At 74.8% G+C, this 2,508-nt stretch carries 4 protein-coding genes and 1 pseudogene; all 5 read right to left on the reverse strand.

The genetic code is table 11. The features are described from left to right. A pseudogene (locus AB0J52_RS36070) lies at positions 1-294 on the reverse strand (3-carboxy-cis,cis-muconate cycloisomerase); the annotation flags it as partial. After that, positions 284-847 (reverse strand): protocatechuate 3,4-dioxygenase subunit alpha, encoded by a 564-nt coding sequence (gene pcaG / locus AB0J52_RS36075; protein WP_500187399.1) that lies wholly within the window; start codon positions 845-847, stop codon positions 284-286. The gene pcaG and the pseudogene AB0J52_RS36070, both read right to left, overlap by 11 nt. Further along, entirely contained in the window at positions 847-1,512 is a 666-nt protein-coding gene (gene pcaH / locus AB0J52_RS36080) for a protocatechuate 3,4-dioxygenase subunit beta (protein ID WP_500187400.1), read from the reverse strand. The genes pcaG and pcaH overlap by 1 nt, the downstream gene beginning before the upstream one ends. A gap of 11 nt (positions 1,513-1,523) precedes the next feature. Beyond that, the gene (locus AB0J52_RS36085; RefSeq protein WP_500187401.1) at positions 1,524-2,153 is read right to left on the reverse strand and encodes a CoA transferase subunit B; all 630 of its coding nucleotides are present in this window, start codon (positions 2,151-2,153) and stop codon (positions 1,524-1,526) included. Further along, positions 2,153-2,508 (reverse strand): CoA transferase subunit A (locus tag AB0J52_RS36090; protein ID WP_500187402.1); only part of this gene is annotated, 356 nt, incomplete at its 5' end. The genes AB0J52_RS36090 and AB0J52_RS36085, both read right to left, overlap by 1 nt.

The raw sequence follows: 2,508 nt of genomic DNA on the forward strand, positions 1-2,508 counted from the left end.
GTTGACCAGCGGGACGACGGGGTTGCCCGCGCCGCGCGCCCGGCGGGCGAGCCCGGCGGGGTCCGGGCGCGCGGCGCGGGCGGCTCGGGTGATGGCGTCGGCCGCGTCCGCGGGGACGAGGCCGAGCCGGGCCTGCGCGCGGGCCAGCGCCGCCTCGGCGTCCAGCAGCGCGCGCAGCCACGCGGCGTCGCCGGTCAACGCCTCGGCGGCCGTCCCGGCGCGGACCGGGGACAGCAGGCCGGAGTCCAGCGGTCCGCCCGGCTCCGGCGCGCCGGCCGGCTGGTCAGATGTCAAGGAAGACCGTCTCCCGCTCGCCCTGGAGATGAACGTCGAAACGATATGTCCGCGCGTCCTCCGCGTCCGCCACCAGGGTCGGGCGACGGTCCGCCGGGACGGCCGCCAGCAGCGGGTCGGCCCCGTGCAGCTCGGCGTCCTGCGGGAAGTAGAGCCGGGTGCGGACGGGCTTCAGCAGGCCGCGCGCGAACACCAGGACGGCGATGTGCGGGGCGTCCCGGCCGGTCGCGCCCGGCTTGACCGTCCGGAACCAGTACCGGCCCGCCGGGTCGGTGCCGCAGCGGCCGAAGCCGGAGAAGTCGTGCGGCGCGCGGCGCAGCCCGCCCGGGCCGCTCGGCGTGCGGCCGTCGGAATCGGCCTGCCAGATCTCCAGCAGCGCGTCCGGGACGGGGTCGCCCGCGCCGTCCAGCACCCGGCCGCGGACGGTGATCGCGTCGGGGTGCCACCCGGGGACGAGTTCGGGGCCCTCCGCGTAGGGCAGGGCGAAGCCGAAGAACGGCCCGACGGTCTGCGACGGCGTGGGCTTGAGGCCGGGCGCGGTGGTGTCCGCCATCAGGTCTCCATCGGGGTGTCGCCGAGGACGATGTCCCACTGGTAGCCCAGCGCCCACTCGGGCGTGGTGGTGTCCAGGTCGAAGCGGGACACCAGCAGGTCGCGGTCCTTCGGGTCGGGGATCGACTGCATGATCGGGTCGTGGGCGAACAGCGGGTCGCCGGGGAAGTACATCTGCGTGACGAGGCGCTGGGTGAACGCCGTCCCGAAGACCGAGAAGTGGATGTGCGCCGGCCGCCAGGCGTTCGGGTGGTTGCGCCACGGGTACGCGCCCGGCTTGATCGTGACGAACCGGTAGCGGCCGTCGCCGTCGGTCAGGCAGCGCCCCGCGCCGGTGAAGTTCGGGTCGAGCGGCGCCGGGTGCTGGTCGCCGAGGTGGGCGTACCGTCCGGCGGCGTTGGCCTGCCAGACCTCGACCAGCGCGCCGCGCACCGGGCGGCCCGCCGTGTCCAGCACCCGCCCGGTGACGATGATCCGCTCGCCGAGCGGTTCGCCGGAGTGGCGCCGGGTCAGGTCGTCGTCCAGGCGGCCGAGTTCCTGGTGCCCGAAGACCGGGGACGCCAGCTCGACGCTGTCCGGCCCGAACCGGGGCATCACCAGGTCTTGCCCCGGCGACCTCAGCACCGTGCTCTTGTAGCCCGGGTACAGGTAGGGGGGATGGGTCATGCTCTCGTCTCCTACGGGAGGATGGGGGCGGCGGTCCGCTCGCGGACCTCGGCCTCGGTGACTCCGGGGGCGGTCTCGGCCAGGGCCAGGCCGCCGGGCGTGACGTCCAGGACGGCGAGGTCGGTGATGATCCGGTCCACGCACGCCGCGCCGGTCAGCGGCAGCGTGCAGGCCGCCACGACCTTGGACGCGCCGGACCGGTCGGTGTGCGTCATCACGGCGATCACCCGGCGCGCGCCGTGCACCAGGTCCATCGCGCCGCCCATGCCCTTGATCATCTTTCCGGGGACCGACCAGTTGGCGAGGTCGCCGCGCGCCGACACCTGCATCGCGCCCAGCACGGCGACGTCGATGTGCCCGCCGCGGATCATCCCGAACGACAGGGACGAGTCGAAGTAGGCCGCGCCCGGGAGCACGGTCACCGTCTCCTTGCCCGCGTTGATCAGGTCCGGGTCGACGTCGTCCTCGGCGGGGTACGGGCCGACGCCGAGGACGCCGTTCTCGGCGTGCAGCACGACGTGCCGTCCGGCGGGCACGTGGTTGGGGATCAGGGTGGGCAGGCCGATGCCCAGGTTGACGTACGCGCCGTCCGGCAGCTCGGCCGCCGCGCGCGCCGCGATCTCGTCCCGGCTCCAGGGCATCAGTCCCGCACCTCCCGGACGGTCCGCTTCTCGATCGGCTTGTCGGCGGCCTGGGCGGCCGTCAGCGGGACGACCCGCTGCACGAACACACCGGGCAGGTGGACGTGGTCGGGGTCGATCGCGCCGGGCTCGACCAGCTCCTCGACCTCGGCGACGGTGGTCCGCCCGGCCATCGCGCAGAGCGGGTTGAAGTTGCGGGCGGCCTTGTCGAACACGAGGTTGCCGTGCCGGTCGCCGCGGGCCGCGCGGACCAGCGCGAAGTCGGTGGTGATCGACTCCTCCAGCACGTAGGGCCGGCCGCCGAACTCGCGCACCTCCTTGGCGGGGGACGCGACCGCGACCGAGCCGTCGGGCG

This window comes from Spirillospora sp. NPDC049652 (assembly GCF_040675125.1).
Classification (GTDB): Bacteria; Actinomycetota; Actinomycetes; order Streptosporangiales; family Streptosporangiaceae; genus Spirillospora.